Below are 17983 nucleotides of genomic sequence, written 5' to 3'. Positions count from 1 at the left end.
CATGGCTGAGCCGTCCCTATCCAAGCCACCTTTGCCGCAATCCCCGCCGGGGCAGATTTTCCGTGTGACCACGGCCTATGACCGCTATGTGGCGTTCATGCGCCCGGCCTTGATTCTGTTGGCGATCGTTAGTGCCGGCTTGAGCTTTTTGTGGCCTTTGTTTGTGGAAAAAGACAGCTCCTTTGTGTTCAACCGCGAAGCCATGCAGCGTGGTGAACGCGAAGTGCGGGTATTGGGGCCTGTTTATCGCGGCACCGATGAATCCAACCGGCTGTTCAGCATTCAGGCAGATGAAGCCGTACAAACATCGCCCGATGCGCCGCGCATTGCCTTGACGGGCCTGAAGGCCAATATGGATCTGGGCGAGGGGCGCACGGCCTTTGTTGCGGCGGAAAAGGGCATTTACGACACCTCTACGGAATCGGTGGAGGTGGTGGGACCGATGCATCTGGAAACCAGTGACGGCTACAGCCTTGAGGGTACCGGCGCGATGTTGGATCTCAAGAACAAGATCATAACCAGCGACCAGCCGGTGGAAGGCGTGGGGCCATTGGGCCAGATGCGGGGGGACCGGATCATGCTGGATGTGAATGAGCAAAAAGCCGTTTTGGAAGGTGCTGTGAAAATGAAAACGATCCCTGCCAAAAGCCAGCCGGCCCCAAGAGAGGGCAGAGCCGCCACACCGAAAAAGGAACCGAAGCGATGACAGCAGTCTTTTACAAGATGGGGCCATTGGGGTGGGGCGCGGCTTTCAAAAGGCTGTCCGGCTTGCGGGGGCTGGCTGTCTTGTCGGCACTGCTGGTGGGCCAAACGGCATTGGCACAAAGCATTTCCGCTTTGAAGGACCATGATATCGACCAGCCCATCGAATGGGAGGCGCAGCGCTCGGAATTGTTGGGCCGTGATGATGTGGCCCTGTTCATGGGCAATGTGCGGGTGAAGCAAGGGGCTCTGGAGCTACATTCCGACCGGCTGCATGTGTTTTACACCATCGCCCAAGGGCAGACTGATCCCAATGTGGAGCGGCTGGATGTGACCGGAAATGTGGAAATTGTCAGCCCGTCCGAGCGCGCTCTTTCGCAATGGGCGGTCTATGATATTCCCAAGCGGATCATTACTCTGGGTGGCGGCGTGGTGCTTACCCGCGGCGATACCCGGCTGGCTGGCGACCGGCTGGAAATTGATCTGGTGTCCGGCGTGACCAAGCTGGATGGCGAAGATATGGACGGTGAAGGCGCACGGGTGCGTGGCCGCTTCGTTCTCCCTGAACGCAGCCCCGAAAACGGGACACCGAAAACCAACGACTCTCCACAATAAACGTGCCCTTGAAGGCGGGATACGCGTCCCCCTTATGAATTGAGGGCTGGACAGTCTGATGTGCATGGACGATTCTAGGCAGGTCGGGAACAAAGGTCTGTGTCCGGGGCTCTGGCCGGGCCTTTGTGCTTGATTTTTCTGCTTTGGTCTGTGCGTCAGGCAAGATTTGCGCCAAACTCACAAACTCATTATTTGTTAAGCACAGTACGTGCAAAGTCCGGGGACTATGACCGTAATTGAACAAGAAAATGCCAGCCAGGATAAAGGAGCCACGGAACGCGACCAGCGCCCGCAAGGGATGATGGCCGAGGGTTTGGTGGCGCATGCTATTGGCAAAAGCTATGGCGGCCGCGTTATTTTGCGGGACCTTTCCTTGCATGTGCAGCGTGGCGAAGTTGTGGGACTTTTGGGGCCCAATGGCGCGGGCAAAACCACCTGTTTTTATACTTTGGTGGGGCTTGTGGAAGGGGATCATGGCACCATCAGCCTGGATGGGCGCGATATTTCCAAATTGCCCATGTATCGCCGGGCGCGGCTGGGGATCGGGTATTTGCCACAGGAAGCCTCGATTTTTCGCGGCATGACGGTGGAGCAGAATATTCTGGCTGTTCTGGAAGTGAACGAGCCGTCAAATCGTCGGCGCGACCAGAAGCTGGATGAACTTTTGGAAGAGTTTTCCATTTCGCATCTGCGCCATTCTCCGGCGCTGGCTTTGTCCGGCGGCGAGCGTAGACGGTGCGAGATTGCCCGGGCATTGGCGTCGGAACCGTCCTTTGTGCTGCTGGATGAACCCTTTGCTGGTATCGACCCCATTGCCATTGCCGATATCCGGCACTTGACGGTGCATTTGAAAGATCGTGGAATCGGCGTGCTGATTACCGATCATAATGTGCGGGAAACCCTCGATATTATCGACCGTGCCTATATCATCCATGATGGGCGGGTTTTGATGGAAGGCAATGCGGAGCAGATTCTGGCAAGCCCCGATGTGCGCCGCGTTTATCTGGGAGAGGCGTTCAGTCTTTAGATCATGGCCCTGTCACCGCGTTTAGATCTGCGACAAAGTCAGCAGCTGGTTCTGACTCCTCAGCTCCAGCAGGCGATCAAGCTGTTACAGATGGCGAATCTGGAACTGTCGGGCTTTATCGAGCAGGAAATGGAGCGCAATCCCCTATTGGAACTGGGGGAAGGGGATAAAGGCGGCGCCGATGAGCCCGGTGGCGATGCGGCCGATATGGGGGCGGGCGAGATTTCCGGCTTTGATTCGGAAAGTGGCGTTTATGGTGCCGATGCGGGCATGGACGGTTCTGGTGTTGTGGGAGCGAGTGACGCGCCTTTGGATGCGGATTTTTCCGTCAATGTTTTTGATGATGGCCCCAATGACGGGATTGCACAGGCAGCAGGGGGCTCTGGTCAGTTGGGCCTTAGCGGGGGCAATTCCGGTGGCAGTGGGCGCTTGGGCGGCAATGGCGATGAAGAAGGCTTCGAGCAAAATTTAAGCGACGTGCCGGATCTGCGTACCCATCTCAATAGGGAAATGCAGCTTTTGATCCATGATGCCGCCGACCGGATGATCGCCAGCAACCTGATCGATCTGGTGGATGAGGCCGGGTATTTGAGTGCCGATCTTTCCGACATGCCAGACCGTCTTGGTGTGGAACCGCAGGATGTGGATCGGGTTCTGGCCCTGTTGAAGGGCATGGAGCCAACGGGGGTTTTCGCGCGTGATCTGGCGGAATGTCTGGCCCTGCAACTGAAGGAAAAAGACCGTTTCGATCCCTGCATGGCGAAACTGGTGGAAAATCTGCATCTATTGGGGCGGCGTGATCTGGCGGCCCTCAAGCGTGTTTGCGGTGTGGATGATGAGGATCTTGCGCAGATGATCGGTGAAATCCGGGCGCTTGATCCCAAGCCGGGCCTTGCCTTTGGCAGTGAAGAGACACAAACCGTGGTGCCCGATGTGTTCGTGCGCCGCACCCCCGAAGGCGGCTGGACGGTTGAGCTGAACAGTGAAACCTTGCCGCGGGTTTTGGTGAATCAGCATTATTTCAGTGCGCTAAGCTCTCGGGCCAGCGGAAAGGACGACAAACAATTTTTGTCGGATTGCCTGTCCAACGCCAATTGGCTGGTGAAAGCGCTGGATCAGCGGGCGCGGACGATCTTGAAGGTTTCAACAGAAATTGTGCGCCAACAGGAAGGCTTTTTCACCCATGGTGTAAGGCATCTGCGTCCCTTAACCTTGCGGGATATCGCCGATACCATCGAGATGCATGAAAGCACCGTCAGCCGGGTGACATCGGCGAAATTCATGGCCACCAATCGCGGTGTGTTTGAACTGAAATATTTCTTCACTTCGGCGATCCAGTCTTCGGAGGGGGGCGATAGTCATTCGTCCGAATCGGTGCGCGACACGATCCGGGCCTTGATCAATGCCGAAGACCCCAAGAAGATTTTATCCGACGACCGAATCGTCGAGCTTTTGAAGGCGGAAGGCATTGATATCGCCCGGCGAACCGTTGCGAAATATCGTGAAGCCATGCGTATTCCATCCAGTGTGCAGCGTCGTCGTGAAAAACGCATGAGCGCCTGATCTGGACTTTTGCATCTTTGATCCCAAATGAGAGTGGAGGATTGCAAGTTGGTCCTCCATCTGTGCTACAGTTCGGGATATGGGGTGAGAGCTGTGCACCGCATGGTTTTCAACGGTTCGCGACAAGGGGTCTCTCATAATTCCAAAGAAAGGCGGATAGGATGCAAATCAATGTTTCCGGACGGAGAATCAATGTCGGAGATGCATTAAAGGCGCACATTAACGAACGCTTTGAAGGGATTGTGGAGAAGTATTTTAGCCGCTCTATCGAGGCCCATGTCACCGTTTCCAAGAAAGGCCCTTTCTTCCATGTGGATTGCTCGTTGCATGTGCGGCAGGGCATTCATATGCAAAGCCACGGCGAGGCCGATGAAGCCCATGCGGCGTTTGAGCTGGCGGCAGACAAATTGGAAAAGCAGTTGCGTCGGCACAAGCGACGCCTTAAGGATCGCCACATCACTGGCCGGGCTGTTCAGGAAGAAGAAGCGGCGCTGATGGCGCAGGCTTATGTTTTGCAGCCTGAAGAAACGGACTCTCTGGCCGAAGAGGCTGGCGACGATAGCGGACAGGCCAATGGCAAGTCCGCCGAATTTGCAGACGATCAGCCGGTGATTGTTGCTGAAACGCGTATGGAAATTCCGCATGTTTCGGTGGGAGATGCGGTGATGTTGATGGATTTGTCCGAACAACCCGCCTTGATGTTTCGTAATAGCCGAAACGGCCAGTTTAATGTGGTCTATCGGCGGTCGGATGGAAATATCGGTTGGGTTGATCCCGCCGAACTGAAGCGCTAATGAGGTCGCGGCGAATTTAAGGCCGCGCAATAAGGGAATAGGTTTGATCGGGATGGATATCGACGACCTGATCGGTCCTGCAAGCATTCTTCCTGCGCTCAAAGCAAAGAGCAAAAGGCAAGTTCTGCAGGAATTGGCGGCGCATGCAGCGACGCTGATTGGAGTGCCGGAGCGGGCTATATTCGATGTGTTGATCGAACGCGAGCGCCTGGGCACAACCGGCGTTGGTCAGGGCGTGGCCATTCCCCATGGAAAATTGCCAGAGCTCGATAAGGTCTTTGGCCTGTTTGGACGGACTGTCGAGCCTGTGGATTTCGATTCGATGGACGATCGTCCTGTGGATCTGTTTTTCCTGTTGCTGGCACCGGAGAATGCCGGAGCGGATCATTTGAAAGCTCTGGCGCGGGTTTCGCGTTTGTTCCGTGATAAAGCCATATGTGAAAAACTGCGCGGAGCCGAAGGCGCCGATGCGCTTCATGCCTTGTTGTTACGCAAAGCAGCTGCAGCTTAAAATACGGCCCGGTCTTTTTATGGATCGGGCCGCTTTCTTTCGGCCATAACCGGCTTTATGGGGCCATTTGCGTCAGTGCGCTCCGCTCTTCTATCAAATAGGCTGTCAGTGTCTGCGCCGTTTGTACCAGTTTATCGATCAGGCTTTGTGTTTCATTGCTGCGGTCTTGGGGGCTAAGGGTCGCCCACGCGCTTTGCGCCTGCCTTGAAAGCTGTGTCAGGTCCGTTTCAAGGGCGCTTAACCGTGATAGGGCAAATTGCGCCGTGCGGTAATCCACCCCTTGCAAACGCTCCGGCTGCTGTGTGCCGATGGTCGCCTTTGCTGTTTCATAGCGTGACCGGGCATCGTGAAGCTGTTGTGACAAGGCATTTTGGCGTTGCGGCAGGGCTTCCAGAAGGGCGCGTGCCTCTTGGGGGCTTATGGCGGCCACCTCGGTACGAGGCTCAGGAAGGCGCACGGGATCAAGCAATGCCACAGGCTCGGCAGGGGGATCACCAGCCAGATTGGGCCATGATCCTTCCATCGCACCGCATCCGGCCACGAAAAATAAGGTGGTAAGGGGCAAGGTGCGTCCCAAAAAACCAAGCTTTGCAGTCATAAAACGGTCCATCTATCAGCGGAAAATGAAGATATATCGATTTTCCTGAATTTAGGGGCTTGCCAGCCCCCAGCGATGTTTATATGGTCCGCCACCGCACCGCAACGTTATGCGGTCGTACAAAAGATGGTTATGCGCTCGTAGCTCAGCTGGATAGAGCACCAGACTACGAATCTGGGGGTCGGGAGTTCGAATCTTCCCGAGCGCGCCACTTTTCCCACAATTATATGGCACGCTCCTTAGCGCCTCTATGGCGCGCTCATCCCTGTTTGTATTGCGCAGGGGTCACGCCATTTTGTGCCTTGAAAGCGCGGGTGAAGCTGCGAAAATCTGCGTAATCGAGTAATTCTGCGATCTCGGCGAGGTCATAGCCTTGGCGCAGCAGGGTCTTTGCCCTGTCATCAAGCACTTTTTGTTTCAGGCTACGGAAATCTACGCCTTCATCAGCAAGTCTGCGGCGCAGGGTTGCGACACTCATTCCCAAGGCGCGAGCGATTTGTGATTGTTCGTATATGCCGGTTTCAAACTGCGCGTGAACCCGGTCGGCTATGGATAGTTGCATTGGCTTTTTCAGGCCGCGTGTCTCGATCAGATCAACGATTTTGCGGTATACGGCATTTTCCGCTGGCAGGCCGGTCGGACTGCCGGTCACCCGAAGGCCGGCAGCGGAGATATCATAGCTCAGGGCATAGGTGCCCGCATTCCACCGGACCGGAACGCCAAAAAATTCAAGATGCGCCCTGTGCCCCTTGGGGCGTGGACGCCGCGTCCAGACCTTGTGCAACTTACCATCCAGATCGTCGCCGGTGAGCAATATCAGCGTACAGTGCAAGAAAATCAGCACACATTCCAAAAAGACATGGATATAGTCCTGTTCATCCTGTCGCGTATAGGGAAAGCCACGGTCATCAATCAGATATGTGATGCTTTCCGCGTCTTCGCGCACGTAATTATAATGCCCGCCATGCAGCATGTTATAGGCTTGTGCTACACGTTTCATTGCGGCGCGCAAGTCACCTTCGCTTGCCGCGCCCGACCAGACGAAATGCGTTGAGCCCGGCATCAGCGAGCGCTGCGACAGCCTACAGGTTTCGTCGCCGATTTCCCGCGATACCTGTTCAAGCACACGGAAATAATCAGCCAGATCGATCTCGTCTTCCGGACCGACAAGCTCCAGATCTTGTGGCAGGCCCAGATTGCGCATGATCCGCACGACAACATCCCCCGACGCCGTTGTCATGGTGGAGAGTGATTTCAGCGTTATGATCGGTACGGTATACTCACCGTCGAAGCGCAAGGTTCGGGCCATTTGATCCTCTCTTGTTTACGCAATCTTGGCGATATGAGCGAAATTGTACACCCTGTTTGATCCGGGCTGTCCTCGCCGCAGCCATATCCACCAGCTTATGGTGTGTTTAATCATACGCGATCTCGATGGGGATCGTGCAAATGAAACAGGGGAGGATGATATGAGATGCCGCCGGGCAAATGGCCATCTGGGCCACTGCATTTTATCCGTGACGGGTTTGGGCTGTGCTGCCATTGCGCTTTTCCCGGTGATTGCGGAAGCGCAGCAGCCAGAGGATTTGTCCGCACGGCAATCGGTTCTTGAAGAAATCATTGTCACAGCACGTCGGCGTTCGGAAACGCTGCAGGATGTGCCGGGGGCGGTTTCCGCTTTTTCGGACACTCTGATCGGGGATTTGCAAGCCGATGATATCAGCGGCCTGCAATATGCCGTCCCCAATTTGTATCTGGAAGAGGGCGATGCATCGAATGCCGTTATTTTCCTACGCGGTGTGGGGCAGAACGATTCCCTTGCATTCGTCGAGTCGGGTGTTGCGGTTTATGTGGATGATGTTTTTATTTCCCGGACACAAGCCGCTTTTCTTGATCTGTTCGATGTGGAACGGGTGGAGGTTTTGCGTGGCCCTCAAGGCACACTCTATGGTCGCAATTCGCCCGGCGGAGCCATCAAGTTCATCTCTACCGCCCCGCCAGACTAGTTCGAGGCAGATTTCGAGATTGGCGGTGGCCGTTTTGAATTCCTGACCTTGAAGGGCCGGGTTGGTGGCCCCATCATTCAGGATAAACTGCATGCCAAGCTGGCGGTCGCACTGACAAATCATGATGGCATCAACCGTAACAGTTTTACCGGGCGACGTGACGGCGATACCGAATCCCTCGCTTGGCGCGGGGCGCTGACTTTCACGCCCAGTGACGACCTGACCCTGACGTTGACGGCTGATGGCAAGCTTGACCGCCCCGATACGTCGAAAAGCCCAATTCGCGAAACACCTTTGCTGGCCTTTCCAGACGCCTTCACTGCGCCAGATGTGCCGGTGATCCTGCCGCCTAATGACGATCCCTTCGTGGTTGATACCAACGCCAACGGACTGAATGATCTGACCAGCTTTGGTTTTACCTTGAAAGCTGACTGGCAGATTTCGCAAGATTGGTCTTTGGAGTCCATTTCCGCTTATCGGAAAATGGATTTCGATCTGGTACTGGACACCGATGGCTCACCCTTGCCGGTGCTCGATATATCGTTGTTTCAAGATCAGTGGCAGGTCAGTCAGGAGCTTCGTGCCAGCTATGACAATGGCAAGGGCTTTACCTTCACGGGCGGCGTCTTTTACTTTCATGATTCTGATCTCACCTTATCGGGTTTCGATGCGCAGGCGGGGGCACTGCCGGCTTTCGGACTGCCGCTGGCACTGTTTTCTCCCAATAGCCAACTCGCCGATACCGACCAGCGGACGGACTCCATCGCCGTGTTTGGCCAGTCCACCATTGATCTGACCGACACACTCAGCCTGGAGCTGGGATTGCGCTATACGTATGATGAGAAAAGCTCTCGCAGACGGTTCGAACTATTTGCCCCCGATATCCGGGTGGCACAGGACTTTCCGCCTTTTCTCGCAGGTTTTGGCACGCCACTTAATACTATTTCCGGTAAAGAGGACTGGGATGCTCTGACGCCGAAAATTGCTTTGTCATATGCTCCAAGGGACACGTTGCTCTATTACGCATCGGTTTCACGAGGATTCAAAAGCGGCGGGTTTGACGGGCGTGGTTCCACGGAGTTCGAGTTCCAGCCTTTTTCACCGGAGAAGGTCTGGACCTTCGAAGGGGGCGTCAAGTCAAGCTGGCTTGATAATCGTTTGGCCGTTAACGGCACCTATTTTTACAGCCGTTACCGCGACCTTCAGGTAACGTCTTTCGGGCGGGATGCCGAGACAGGCTTTTTCCAAAGCTTGTTTAGCAACGCAGCCGCAGCCCGTATTCAAGGCGTGGAGTTCGAGCTGGCGGCGCGCCCTATTGATCGCCTTTCCATCAATGCCACAGTTGGCTTTATGGATGCCGAGTACAAAGAGTTCATCACATTGGTGAATGGCGTGCCGGAAGATGTCAGTGATCGCGATCTGATCAACTCGCCGAAATGGAATGCCAGTCTGGGCGCAACATGGGAACAGCCTGTCGGCAATGGCTTGCTGGGCGTTTTTCATGTGGATGGCGCCTATCGTGGCGATGTGGCCAATGAGATCACCGATTCCCCCATTCTGCGCCAAGACGAATATATTTTGCTCAATGCCTTTATTTCGGTGAAGTCAGATGATGCCGGTTGGGAACTGCGTGCTGGTGGAAAGAATATCACCGGTCGGGAGATCCGCGTGCAAGGCTTTAATCTGGCGGAATTCCCGGGCGTGGAAACGGCATTCTTCAGCAATCGTCGGAGCTGGGATCTGCGGCTGTTCTACCATTTCTAGGAGATGCTCGATGACGTTGGATGAAGATGCCGCGGCTTTTCTGCGGGAACTGAATGCGGCAGCGGCGGATGCGCCGAGCTTTTCCGAGCTTGGTATCATTGCGGCGCGCGAGATGAGCCAAGCCCTGTTTACCGGTTTCGTGCCGTCCACGGAGCCCGCCTGCCATAGCGAAAACCTGATTTTGGAGGGGCGTGACGGCCCGATCGGAGCCCGGCTCTATCGGCCTGCCAACCCTGTGGCCCCCGAGAGGGCGATCCCGCTGGTTGTGTTCTTTCATGGAGGCGGATGGGCGATGGGTGATCTGGACAGCTATCATGAACTTGTGTCCGATCTGTGTGACCGCAGCGGTATTGCGCTGCTCTCTGTGGATTATCGCCTTGCGCCGGAGCACCCCTATCCTGCCGGTCTTCATGATTGCATCGATAGCCTGCATTGGGTGGTGCGCCATGCAGCGTCGCTTGGCGTCGATCCTACGCGGCTTGGTGTGATGGGTGATAGCGCCGGTGGTAATCTTGCCGCTGTGGTGGCGCATCAACTGCATGGCGGCGGCGAACTGGCGATCAAGGCGCAATATCTGATTTATCCGATGCTGGATATCAGCCGTCCGCATGAAAGCTATCCATCGCGCATAGACTGGGGGGGCGGCGATTATCTTCTGGATCTGGGGGCCATCGATACCACGGCGAACTGGTATGTGCCCGATCGCAGCATCCGCCGTGACGATCCGGCCATTTCCCCTCTCTTTATCGAGGATGTTTCAGGCCTGCCACCGACTTTTCTGATCGCTGCCGGCCATGATCCTTTGCGTTCCGAGAATGAAACTTTCGTTGCACGTCTCAAGGATGCCGGGGTGAAGACCCGCTACCGCTGTTTCAAAGGCGCGATCCACGCCTTCCTGTCCTTTCCTCAATTCACGGCAGCCCAAACCGCACGAAGCTGGCTAGGAGAGTCGATGGCGCAATTGGCGGGCGATTAACCTTCAGACCAGCCAAGTGCGCCTGTCATCAGGAAAGCCCGCTTGCATGATGCCTTAAATGGTCTTCGATGAAGCTGGCGATGAAATAATAGCTGTGATCATAGCCCGGCTGGATGCGCAAGGTCAGCGCTTGTCCGGCTTTCTCGCAGGCCGCTTCAAACAGGTGCGGCTTTAATTGTTCTTCTAAAAAGGCATCGGCTCCGCCCTGATCGATCAAAATATGTGCGGTGCTTTTGTTCTGCATCACCAGTGCTGTTGCATCATAATCCGCCCATGCCTTTTGATCCGCGCCCAGATAGGCTTGGAAGGCTTTTTTCCCCCAAGGCACCTGCATGGGAGCGACGATGGGGGCAAAAGCCGATACGGTTTGGAACAGGCCGGGATTTTTAAGGTGCATTATCAAAGCCCCATGGCCGCCCATGGAATGACCGGAAATGCCCATTTTCTTGGTGTTCAGGCCCAGGGTTTCCGACAGGATTTGGGGCAGTTCATCGGCAATATAGCTATACATGCGGTAACGCTGCGCCCAAGGGCTTTCGGTGGCATCCACATAAAAACCAGCCCCCAAGCCCAGATCATAGGCTTCATCAGGCGCATCGGGTGTGCCGTCGCCGCGTGGGCTGGTATCGGGGGCGACCAGAACCATACCCAGCTCTGCCGCCACCCTTTGCGCCCCGGCTTTGGTGATGAAATTCTGCTCGGTGCAGGTCAGCCCCGAAAGCCAGAGTAAAACCGGGGCGGTGCTGTGATCGCAAGCGGGTGGTAGATAAACGCCCAGCCGCATGGAGCCGCTGCAGGTGCGGCTCTCATGGCTATAGACCCGTTGCACCCCGCCAAAGCACAGATTTTCCGAAATAATCTCCATCATTGTTCAATAAACCACAACGCTACGGATGCTTTCACCGCTATGCATCAGGTCGAACGCGGTGTTGATCTCTTCTAATGGCAAATGATGGGTGATCAGATCGTCGATATTGATGCGGCCATCCATATACATATCGACGATTTTCGGCACATCGGTGCGGCCACGGGCGCCGCCAAAGGCTGATCCGCGCCATACGCGGCCGGTGACAAGCTGGAAGGGGCGTGTGGAGATCTCCTCACCGGCCCCCGCCACACCGATAATCACGCTCTCTCCCCAGCCTTTATGGCAACATTCAAGGGCTTGGCGCATGGTGTCGGGGCGTCCGATACATTCAAAGCTGTAATCGGCCCCGCCGCCGGTCAGCTCCACCAGATGGCCTACGATATCGCCCTTGATGTCGCGGGGATTGACAAAATCGGTCATGCCGAACTTTTCCGCCAATGCGCGTTTTTGCGGGTTGATATCAACGCCGATGATCTGCCGCGCCCCCACCATTTTAAGGCCCTGAATCACATTCAGCCCAATGCCGCCCAGCCCAAACACCACACAGGCGGTATCCGGTTCTACCTTGGCGGTGAACATCACGGCTCCAATGCCGGTGGTGACCCCGCAGCCGATATAGCAAACCTTGTCGAAGGGGGCATCTTTGCGGATTTTCGCCAGAGCAATTTCTGGCAGCACCGTGTAATTGGCAAAGGTAGAGGTGCCCATATAATGCAGGATCGGCTTGCCTTTATAGGAAAAGCGCGATGTGCCGTCGGGCATCAGTCCCTGCCCTTGGGTGGCGCGCACTTTCTGGCACAAATTGGTTTTGGGATGCAGGCAATAGTCGCATTCACGACATTCCGGCGTGTATAGCGGGATCACATGATCGCCAATGTCCAGGCTGGTAACGCCGGGGCCGGTATCCACCACCACGCCCGCGCCTTCATGGCCCAAAATGGCCGGGAATGCCCCTTCCGGATCGGCACCCGACAAGGTGAATTGGTCCGTATGGCACACGCCGGTGGCCTTGATTTCCACCAGAACTTCACCGGCTTTCGGGCCTTCAAGCTGAACCGTATCAATTTCAAGAGGCTTTCCGGCTTCAAAGGCGATGGCCGCTCTTACATCCATGGGTATCTCCTTATGGGGCAATGTCAGATCGGATTGACGGGATCAGGCCAAATTCGAAAAATCCGGCGCACGTTTCTGGGCAAAGGCCATGAAGGCTTCCCGCGCTTCCGGTGAAACCAGCCGGCGGGCAAATTCCAGCCCCTCCTTGTCCATCCGGGCGCGGATGGTGGCGCTGTCACGCATCAAAGCCTTGGTGGTGGCAAGGGCGCCAGGGGCTTTTTTGGCCAAGGTCTGGGCCGATAGACGTGCCTGCGCCAATACATCGCCAGCGGGCAGAGCCGCATTGGCAAGGCCCAAACGGGCGGCATCCTCACCGCTGAGGGCTTCTCCCAAGGCAAAAAGCGCAAAGGCCTTTTGGTGGCCGATCAAGGCTGGCATCAACAGGCTGGAAGCCGCTTCGGGCACCAGTGCCAGATCAACGAAGGGTGCGGTCAGGCGGGCATCCTGCGCCACATAAGCCAGATCGCAATGCAACAACAAGGTAAGGCCGATGCCCACCGCCAAGCCTTCCACCGCGGCAATTACCGGCTTTTGGAAGCCGGCCAGAATGTGCAGAACCCGCATCACTTCCATGTCTTCGGCGCGGCGCTGGCCGGTGGCCACCTGGGCAAAATCATTGAGATCATTGCCAGAGGTGAAAATGCCGCCTTCTCCGTAAAACAGCACAACGCGAATGTCCGGGTCGTCGGACGCCTGTTCAAGGCTATCGGCAATGGCTTTGTACATGGCCTCGGTGAGGGCGTTTTTTTTGGCCGGGCGGTTGAAGCCGATTTCCAGAATGGCTCCATCGCGGGAAATAAGAAGATCAGCGGTCATAAGATGTTCCGTACAGGCTATGCGTGAGAGAGATGTATCCTTGCCGAAATAACAGATTAACGTCCGTTTGTCGCATTCCAGTGATGTGCATCAGAACAAATGGCCAGGGAAAGGGTGAAATTGAAAAGCACAGCCCAAAATGTGCCCCTTCAAGCCTGCGGGTCAAAAATGGCTCTGATAAAATTGAAGCATATGGCGGTGAATAAGTCGCTTCCCTCTTGCCTGTATGGGCGTAGGGTGCTCCCATAAGGCCTATATCCAAGATAAAAAATTGGGGAGCGATATGAGCAAAACGACAGGATTGATGGCTTTGGATCAGGGGACCACGTCCAGCCGGGCGATTGTGTTTGATCGTAAGGCCGAGAAAATCGCTCTTCATCAAAAAGAATTTCCCCAACACTTCCCCAAGCAAGGCTGGGTCGAGCATGACCCGGATGATATTTGGGCAACCACCCTTGAAACAGCGCAAAAAGCCTTCCAAGAGGCTCAGGCCAAAGGCTGTGAGGTGGTGGCCATTGGCATCACCAATCAGCGGGAAACCACCATCATCTGGGACCGTGAAACGGGGCAGCCCATCTATAATGCCATTGTCTGGCAAGACAGGCGCACCGCCGATATTTGTCGGGCCATGAAAGCGGACGGGGTGGAAAAAACGTTGCATGAGCGCACCGGGCTGTTGCTGGACCCTTATTTTTCCATGACCAAGATCGGCTGGATTCTGGATCATGTGGAAGGCGCACGCGCCCGGGCGGAAAAAGGGGATCTGGCTTTTGGAACGGTGGATAGTTTTTTGCTATGGAAGCTGACCGGCGGCAAAAAGCATAAAACCGATGTCACCAATGCAGCCCGCACCGGATTGATGTCGCTCGAGACATTGGAATGGGACGAGGAATTGTTGCGGCTGTTCAAAATTCCGCGTGCCCTGTTGCCACAAATCATGGATTGCGCCGATGATTTCGGTGAAACCGATCCAAGCCTGTTTGGGCGTGCCCTTCCCATCGCAGCCTTGGCGGGCGATCAACAGGCAGCCAGCATTGGCCAGTGTTGTTTCATCCCCGGAATGATCAAAAGCACCTATGGCACCGGCTGTTTTGTGTTGATGAATACGGGGGATAGCCCCAAATGGTCGCAAAACAGGCTTTTGACCACGGTGGCTTACCGGATGCAGGGGCAGGTGGCCTATGCCCTTGAAGGCTCGATCTTCATTGCCGGGGCGGCGGTCCAATGGCTGCGCGATGGATTGGGCATCATCAAAAGCGCCGCACAAACACAGGCTTTGGCGGCGAATCTGGCGGATAATCAAGGCGTCTATATGGTGCCCGCCTTCACGGGCCTTGGTGCGCCCCATTGGGACCCGGATGCGCGCGGCGGGATTTTCGGCATCACCCGCGATACGGGACCGCAGCATCTGGCTCGCGCCGCTTTGGAATCCGTCTGTTATCAAACCCATGATCTGTTGGCCGCCATGGAAGCCGATGGCCTGTCGCCCAAATCCATTCGGGTGGATGGCGGCATGGTGGCCAATGATTGGGTGATGCAGTTTCTCAGCGATATTCTTGGTATCGAGGTGGAACGCCCCGTGGTCAGCGAAACCACCGCATTGGGGGCTGCCTATCTGGCGGGGCTGCACATGGGTCTTTATGAATCGCCTGCCGATATTGCCCGCAATTGGGCGCGTGATGCCCGCTTTTCTCCAAAAATGCCGGCCCAAACCCGCAAAGCCTTGGTGGCGGGCTGGGAAGATGCCGTGGCACGGGTGAAAACCATTTGACCCGCTTTTTCGGGGCGGGCGGTCAGATGCGGTCTTCGGGCGGTGCTCCTTTCCCCGCCCATGCCGCTTCATAGGCTTTTTGGGCCGCTTTTGCCGCTGCTTCATTGCCGCGTGCGGTTTCTGCTTTTCTGAGCATAAACAACGCATAGGCATTATTGGGGGCGCTCAACAGGCTTTGGTTGAGGGCCACCACCGCTTCATCGGCCTTGCCTGCTGCCATAAGGGCTGCGCCCAGCGATTGCCGTGCGGGATAATACCAAAAAGGCGGCTCCATATAAGGCAGGCTGTCTTGCAGTTCGGCGGCGGCCTTGAAATGCGCTGCGGCGGCCATGCTCTTTTTCTGGGTAAGCGCCAAGCGCCCTTCCAGAATATGGGCGGCGATGCCCAAAATCTTATCGGCGGGCACATTATTGTCGGTCAAGGGAGCCATTTGGTCGCTCCGGGCGGTTTGGCGCAGGGCGGAAACGGCGGCTTTGGTGCTGTTTTCATCGCCATCAAGGGCGGCGGCCATGCCTTGGCTATAATGCCAGATAGCCAGAACAAAGGGCATGCGGGCATCGGGCTTGGGAATGGTTCGCAGCTTGTCGGGCGAGAGAAACTGGACGTGGGCATAAAGGGGGGCGGCCATGATGGGCTGCATGAAGGCCGGTGCGGCCAAAGCGGCTTCCACAGGGATCAGGCTTTCCAGCTTTTTTGCGGCTTCAAGGGCTGTGATCGCATCCCCTGCCATTTGGGCGGAGACCAGCAGAAAATGGACATTATGCGGATAATAGCCATAACCATAAATGCCTTCGCGGCCTACTTGATCGAAATAGGCTTCATCGGCGGCGATCGCCTTGATATTGGTGCTCAGGGACTGCTTGTATTTGCCCAGCCGATAATAAAGATGTGATGGCATATGGGCGATATGGCCCGCAGAAGGCATCAAGGCGGCCAACCTGTCGGCATAGGGTTCGGCAATTTCCGGCTTGGCGGATGCCTCTACCAAATGAATATAAAGATGGATGGCCCCCGCATGATTGGGGGTGCGTGCCAAAACCGTTTCAATGCGCGTGATGGCGTCGCCGGCCTTGCCCATGGGCGTTTGACCATCCGGTTCCCAATAGGTCCAGGGCTGACTGTCCATAATGGCTTCCGCAGTCAAGGTTTGTGCCAGATCCGATTGGGGATAGCGATCGGCAAGGTCTTGCATGGCGGTGGCATAGGCCATGTCGGCGTCTGCCCGTTCTGTGGACAGGTCGGTGCTATAGCGGTGGTCCAGCGCTTCGATCAGGGCCTTTTCCAAGGGAAGGGCGTTCCCGATATTGGCTTTCGCCATGGCCAGCGCTTTCAGGGCGGGCACCCGTGCATCTTCTCCCATGGGGGCGTTGATATTGGGGCCAAGAACCAGCGCTTCGCCCCAAAAACACATGGCGCATGTGGGGTCCAGCATCTGTGCTGCGCGGAACGATCGGGCCGCCTGTTCATGATTGAAGGCATAAGCAAATTTCAGGCCCTGATCGAAAAGGGCCTGGGCGCCGGCATGATCTGTGCTGATGGGGACGCTGTGATCGCCAAGCCCTTCAAACAAGATAGGGGACGCGCCACCATCTGTGGGCCCAGAGTCCGCCGCATGGGCCGTTCCCGCCTGGAACAGGGCAGCCAGTGCGTTTTTGCGCGATCCTTTGCAGGCCAGTCGCGCCGTTTTGGATGGATCAAGATAATCTGCCAGCCTTTGGGCGCGCAGATCCACTGGTTGGTCATCCAAAGGCATAAAAGGCGGGGCGCTGAAAATAACAACGCCCGCCAAGGCTGCGCACAGCGTCGCTGCGAAAGGACGGTGCATGATTCACTTCCAATTCCTGTTTTTTGATAAATTTACCATAACATATTTGTGAAATTGATATGTGAAGTAATTTGAGACGCACAGACAGGGCCAAGGCAAAAATCGGGGGCGCAATTATAAAAGAAAAAGCGATGATGGCTTGATTTGTGGGCTATGATCTTGTTTTGTTCTTGTTCTGGGCGTTCGCTGGGTCTTGCCGGATTCTGTGATTGGTATAGAAAACAACGGAATGGGTCGCTTTGGCGGCCATTGGAAAATCGCGCAAACCCGCGAGAGGTGATCATGGCAGGACATTCCAAGTTTAAAAACATCATGCATCGTAAAGGTGCACAAGACGCCAAGCGTGCGAAAATCTTCGCAAAGCTGGGGCGTGAAATCACCGTGGCAGCCAAAATGGGCCTGCCCGATCCGGATATGAATCCACGGCTTAGAACGGCGATTCTGGCAGCAAAATCGCAATCCATGCCGAAAGACCGTATCGAAAGGGCCATTGCTTCGTCACAAGGTGGCGACGCGGAAAATTATGACGAGCTGCGTTATGAAGGATTCGCGCCCGGTGGCACGGCCCTGATCGTTGAGGTTTTGACCGACAATAAAAACCGGTCGGCATCCGATATTCGCGCCACCTTTTCCAAGAACGGCGGAAATATGGGCGAAACCGGCTCGGCCAATTTCATGTTCGATCATGTGGGTATGATTATTTACAAGGTGGATGTGGGCGATGCGGACAGCATTTTTGAAGCAGCGGTAGAAGCCGGTGCGGAAAATGTGGAAAGCGATGATGAAACCCACGAAATCATCACGTCTTTGGAAGACCTGCATGCGGTGGCAAAGCAGCTTGAAAGCACGTTTGGCGAGCCGGAAAGTGCCAAGCTGGCATGGAAAGCCAAGGATCTGATTTCCGTTTCGGAAGAGGATGCGCAAAAGCTTTTGAAATTGCTTGATGCGCTGGACGATAATGATGATGTCCAGGAAGTGTACGGCAATTACGACATCTCCGACGAGGTGATGGCCAAGCTGGAAGCGGCTTGATC

General features: G+C 55.7%; 17 protein-coding genes and 1 tRNA gene. 12 read left to right on the top strand and 6 right to left on the bottom strand.

Features of this window, described 5'->3' with window-relative positions; all coding sequences use genetic code 11:
• Window position 1 precedes the first annotated feature (1 nt).
• From lptC to ptsN, 6 genes are all read left to right on the top strand, one after another.
• Entirely contained in the window at window positions 2–706 is a 705-nt protein-coding gene (lptC, locus tag IEX96_RS06510; protein WP_188873651.1) for an LPS export ABC transporter periplasmic protein LptC, read from the top strand.
• Window positions 703–1317 carry an LptA/OstA family protein gene (locus tag IEX96_RS06505; protein ID WP_150004860.1) on the top strand — a complete coding sequence of 205 codons (615 nt, stop codon included), beginning with the start codon at window positions 703–705 and terminating at the stop codon, window positions 1315–1317. The genes lptC and IEX96_RS06505 overlap by 4 nt, the downstream gene beginning before the upstream one ends.
• 298 nt (window positions 1318–1615) lie before the next feature.
• Complete coding sequence (gene lptB, locus IEX96_RS06500) at window positions 1616–2344, top strand: LPS export ABC transporter ATP-binding protein (protein WP_150005025.1); 729 nt, start codon at window positions 1616–1618, stop codon at window positions 2342–2344.
• Between the two features lie 3 nt (window positions 2345–2347).
• The gene (rpoN, locus tag IEX96_RS06495; protein WP_150004861.1) at window positions 2348–3907 is read left to right on the top strand and encodes an RNA polymerase factor sigma-54; all 1560 of its coding nucleotides are present in this window, start codon (window positions 2348–2350) and stop codon (window positions 3905–3907) included.
• Between the two features lie 161 nt (window positions 3908–4068).
• Complete coding sequence (gene hpf / locus IEX96_RS06490) at window positions 4069–4701, top strand: ribosome hibernation-promoting factor, HPF/YfiA family (RefSeq protein WP_150004862.1); 633 nt, start codon at window positions 4069–4071, stop codon at window positions 4699–4701.
• Between the two features lie 52 nt (window positions 4702–4753).
• On the top strand, window positions 4754–5212 hold the full coding sequence (gene ptsN / locus IEX96_RS06485; protein ID WP_150005026.1) for a PTS IIA-like nitrogen regulatory protein PtsN: 459 nt from the start codon (window positions 4754–4756) through the stop codon (window positions 5210–5212).
• Window positions 5213–5267: 55 nt separating this feature from the next.
• On the opposite strand, the gene IEX96_RS06480 is transcribed toward ptsN, so the two are convergent.
• Window positions 5268–5810, bottom strand: coding sequence for a hypothetical protein (locus tag IEX96_RS06480; protein WP_150004863.1), 543 nt, complete (start codon window positions 5808–5810; stop codon window positions 5268–5270).
• 134 nt (window positions 5811–5944) lie between these two features.
• On the opposite strand from IEX96_RS06480, the gene IEX96_RS06475 reads away from it, so the two are divergent.
• Window positions 5945–6021: transfer RNA gene (locus IEX96_RS06475), tRNA-Arg, on the top strand.
• Between the two features lie 48 nt (window positions 6022–6069).
• On the opposite strand, the gene IEX96_RS06470 is transcribed toward IEX96_RS06475, so the two are convergent.
• Window positions 6070–7119 (bottom strand): helix-turn-helix domain-containing protein, encoded by a 1050-nt coding sequence (locus IEX96_RS06470; RefSeq protein ID WP_150004864.1) that lies wholly within the window; start codon window positions 7117–7119, stop codon window positions 6070–6072.
• Between the two features lie 160 nt (window positions 7120–7279).
• Here IEX96_RS06470 and IEX96_RS06465 point away from each other — a divergent pair, with 160 nt between their 5' ends.
• From IEX96_RS06465 to IEX96_RS06455, 3 genes are read left to right on the top strand one after another with little or no spacing between them, the layout of a single operon-like run.
• Window positions 7280–7816 (top strand): TonB-dependent receptor plug domain-containing protein, encoded by a 537-nt coding sequence (locus IEX96_RS06465; RefSeq protein WP_188873649.1) that lies wholly within the window; start codon window positions 7280–7282, stop codon window positions 7814–7816.
• Between the two features lie 48 nt (window positions 7817–7864).
• Window positions 7865–9580, top strand: a complete 1716-nt coding sequence (locus IEX96_RS06460) for a TonB-dependent receptor (RefSeq protein ID WP_188873648.1) — start codon at window positions 7865–7867, stop codon at window positions 9578–9580.
• Between the two features lie 10 nt (window positions 9581–9590).
• The gene (locus IEX96_RS06455; RefSeq protein ID WP_188873647.1) at window positions 9591–10556 is read left to right on the top strand and encodes an alpha/beta hydrolase; all 966 of its coding nucleotides are present in this window, start codon (window positions 9591–9593) and stop codon (window positions 10554–10556) included.
• 28 nt (window positions 10557–10584) lie between these two features.
• Here the strand turns inward: IEX96_RS06455 and fghA are convergent, their stop codons facing one another.
• From fghA to IEX96_RS06440, 3 genes are read right to left on the bottom strand one after another with little or no spacing between them, the layout of a single operon-like run.
• Complete coding sequence (gene fghA / locus IEX96_RS06450; protein ID WP_188873670.1) at window positions 10585–11421, bottom strand: S-formylglutathione hydrolase; 837 nt, start codon at window positions 11419–11421, stop codon at window positions 10585–10587.
• A gap of 6 nt (window positions 11422–11427) precedes the next feature.
• The gene (locus IEX96_RS06445) at window positions 11428–12537 is read right to left on the bottom strand and encodes an S-(hydroxymethyl)glutathione dehydrogenase/class III alcohol dehydrogenase (protein WP_150004868.1); all 1110 of its coding nucleotides are present in this window, start codon (window positions 12535–12537) and stop codon (window positions 11428–11430) included.
• 42 nt (window positions 12538–12579) lie between these two features.
• Window positions 12580–13353, bottom strand: a complete 774-nt coding sequence (locus IEX96_RS06440; RefSeq protein WP_150004869.1) for an enoyl-CoA hydratase — start codon at window positions 13351–13353, stop codon at window positions 12580–12582.
• Window positions 13354–13636: 283 nt separating this feature from the next.
• On the opposite strand from IEX96_RS06440, the gene glpK reads away from it, so the two are divergent.
• A complete protein-coding gene (gene glpK, locus IEX96_RS06435; protein ID WP_150004870.1) occupies window positions 13637–15124 on the top strand; it encodes a glycerol kinase GlpK in 1488 nt (495 codons plus the stop codon).
• Window positions 15125–15146: 22 nt separating this feature from the next.
• Here the strand turns inward: glpK and IEX96_RS06430 are convergent, their stop codons facing one another.
• Entirely contained in the window at window positions 15147–16949 is a 1803-nt protein-coding gene (locus tag IEX96_RS06430) for a tetratricopeptide repeat protein (RefSeq protein WP_188873646.1), read from the bottom strand.
• A 282-nt stretch (window positions 16950–17231) separates the two neighbouring features.
• Here IEX96_RS06430 and IEX96_RS06425 point away from each other — a divergent pair, with 282 nt between their 5' ends.
• Window positions 17232–17981 (top strand): YebC/PmpR family DNA-binding transcriptional regulator, encoded by a 750-nt coding sequence (locus tag IEX96_RS06425; RefSeq protein ID WP_188873645.1) that lies wholly within the window; start codon window positions 17232–17234, stop codon window positions 17979–17981.
• Window positions 17982–17983 lie beyond the last annotated feature (2 nt).

The organism is Iodidimonas muriae, from assembly GCF_014647255.1.
Lineage (GTDB): Bacteria > Pseudomonadota > Alphaproteobacteria > Sphingomonadales > Rhodothalassiaceae > Iodidimonas > Iodidimonas muriae.
The sequence above is the reverse complement of the archived record's forward strand: the minus strand, read 5'-3'. Positions and strand labels throughout refer to the sequence as shown.

Bases quoted from the DNA above. Each gene is read 5' to 3' on its own strand.
- lptC (WP_188873651.1), top strand. From the start codon at position 2: ATGGCTGAGCCGTCCCTATCCAAGCCACCTTTGCCGCAATCCCCGCCG.
- IEX96_RS06505 (WP_150004860.1), top strand. From the start codon at position 703: ATGACAGCAGTCTTTTACAAGATGGGGCCATTGGGGTGGGGCGCGGCT.
- lptB (WP_150005025.1), top strand. From the start codon at position 1,616: ATGATGGCCGAGGGTTTGGTGGCGCATGCTATTGGCAAAAGCTATGGC.
- rpoN (WP_150004861.1), top strand. From the start codon at position 2,348: ATGGCCCTGTCACCGCGTTTAGATCTGCGACAAAGTCAGCAGCTGGTT.
- hpf (WP_150004862.1), top strand. From the start codon at position 4,069: ATGCAAATCAATGTTTCCGGACGGAGAATCAATGTCGGAGATGCATTA.
- ptsN (WP_150005026.1), top strand. From the start codon at position 4,754: ATGGATATCGACGACCTGATCGGTCCTGCAAGCATTCTTCCTGCGCTC.
- IEX96_RS06480 (WP_150004863.1), bottom strand. From the start codon at position 5,810: ATGACTGCAAAGCTTGGTTTTTTGGGACGCACCTTGCCCCTTACCACC.
- IEX96_RS06470 (WP_150004864.1), bottom strand. From the start codon at position 7,119: ATGGCCCGAACCTTGCGCTTCGACGGTGAGTATACCGTACCGATCATA.
- IEX96_RS06465 (WP_188873649.1), top strand. From the start codon at position 7,280: ATGAGATGCCGCCGGGCAAATGGCCATCTGGGCCACTGCATTTTATCC.
- IEX96_RS06455 (WP_188873647.1), top strand. From the start codon at position 9,591: ATGACGTTGGATGAAGATGCCGCGGCTTTTCTGCGGGAACTGAATGCG.
- fghA (WP_188873670.1), bottom strand. From the start codon at position 11,421: ATGGAGATTATTTCGGAAAATCTGTGCTTTGGCGGGGTGCAACGGGTC.
- IEX96_RS06445 (WP_150004868.1), bottom strand. From the start codon at position 12,537: ATGGATGTAAGAGCGGCCATCGCCTTTGAAGCCGGAAAGCCTCTTGAA.
- IEX96_RS06440 (WP_150004869.1), bottom strand. From the start codon at position 13,353: ATGACCGCTGATCTTCTTATTTCCCGCGATGGAGCCATTCTGGAAATC.
- glpK (WP_150004870.1), top strand. From the start codon at position 13,637: ATGAGCAAAACGACAGGATTGATGGCTTTGGATCAGGGGACCACGTCC.
- IEX96_RS06430 (WP_188873646.1), bottom strand. From the start codon at position 16,949: ATGCACCGTCCTTTCGCAGCGACGCTGTGCGCAGCCTTGGCGGGCGTT.
- IEX96_RS06425 (WP_188873645.1), top strand. From the start codon at position 17,232: ATGGCAGGACATTCCAAGTTTAAAAACATCATGCATCGTAAAGGTGCA.